This window comes from Shewanella sp. CAL98-MNA-CIBAN-0140, from assembly GCF_040309905.1.
Taxonomy (GTDB): domain Bacteria; phylum Pseudomonadota; class Gammaproteobacteria; order Enterobacterales; family Shewanellaceae; genus Shewanella; species Shewanella psychromarinicola.
This window is the reverse complement of record NZ_JBEOPI010000080.1, coordinates 1-1534: the sequence shown is the minus strand read 5'-3', so window position 1 is coordinate 1534 and position 1534 is coordinate 1. Positions and strand designations below refer to the sequence as shown.

Genomic DNA, 1534 nt, shown 5'->3' with positions numbered 1-1534 from the left:
CCCCCTGTGTCAGGATCTGTCTCTTGATCACATCTCCTGTTGTTGCGCTTGCATAAATCGAGCACCTTCTAGCAGTTGGCTCAGTGAAAACCAACCTTTCCATAGAGCTTCCCAACCAACAACACCAGTTTGCTTACTGTCGTGCCATCCGCCTAATTTGGCAAGTGCATAATAAGCCCAATGTAATGAAGGTGTTGTGTTAGGTGCTTTTTTGGTTTCAGTCTTTGACCACAACAACTTCCATTCAAGAAGATTGAAAAATTTGTCGCAACCAATTGATTTTGCATTATCTTTATCGACAACAAGCTCGCGTAACTGGAGAAGTCTCACTGCAATAAATGCTGTTATTACAATGATCTTTTCTAGGTTATTTCGCGTTTGCATGCGAAACGACTCAACTTGAGTGCCCGCTGACTTCCACGCTTTATGGAACTCTTCAACTCGCCATCTTAGTTCATAAAATCTAACTATCCTTAGTGCATCAGAAGCACTATTTATTGGTTCGCCTGTATACAATTTCCACGACAATGGACTTGCTCCACTTGGTGGTTCAATCTCGTTGCAACTTATCACTGTTAAATTCATACCACCAAGTTTCTTGTGTTTTTTAGGCGGATAAATAGTAATGTAAGCATAACGTACGGCTACTTTTGCAATGCGTGCTTTTCGGCCTCCTTTTTGCTTTATCTTAACCGAATATGAAGCTTCACTAGATTGATTTTCAATGTAGGGACTTAGTTTATCGCCGTCTGTATTCACAACCCGCTCATGCTTGGCTCTCACTACAAACCGTTGATTATTTGTTGTTTTATAATCAATATACTCAAACATATCAGATTCTCGATCACAAACGCTTATGATATTATCCATCACATCTGCAAATCGGGTACTCATTTCTTCCGACGAGCGTTGCCATTTATAACTTTCTTTCGTTTCGTACTTGCGGCGTTTTCTGTCGTTAGCAGTACCAAAGTTTTCATCTTTTCTGCACCAACGATGCTGCGCACCCAAGCCAATAGTATGCTCTGTTTCTGCATCGACCATAAGGACAGTGTGCGCTAACATCCCTTTAGAAGAGCTTTGTTTATATGCGCCAGTATGTCCGAGCTCTTTAGTCACATTGTGTCGGTAACACAATGTTGATGTATCTTCTAGCGCAAGGATTGTATTTGACAGTGTTAGTGCAGGTAACAGCGATTTCAAACCGGCGGTAGCGATGTTATCAGCGTCAACTTTATCATTACGAAGAAAGCGATATGCGCCTTCAATAGAGGCCTGTGAGCCAGACGCGTTCACAATAGAACTTCCTATGTTACTCGCCATTTGATGACTTATTTTTATCAGGCGTTTAGTGCGCCGTACATCACCTAATTCAGCATGTTTAAACAAATGACTAGCCCATTCTTCAGTGTCTTTTATCAGCATCATAATTAAATTCAATCGGTGTTTTCGTTATAACTGATCTGATCGACTGATATAAATAAAGTTCAATTGAAGCCTAATTTATTTGTGTATAAGAGTCAGGTGTCAGGAT

Annotated in this window: 1 protein-coding gene; it reads right to left on the bottom strand. The window is 40.6% G+C overall.

Features of this window, described 5'->3' with window-relative positions:
- Positions 1-27 precede the first annotated feature (27 nt).
- Positions 28-1440 (bottom strand): IS4 family transposase, encoded by a 1413-nt coding sequence (locus AAEY93_RS20205; RefSeq protein WP_124013708.1) that lies wholly within the window; start codon positions 1438-1440, stop codon positions 28-30.
- Positions 1441-1534 lie beyond the last annotated feature (94 nt).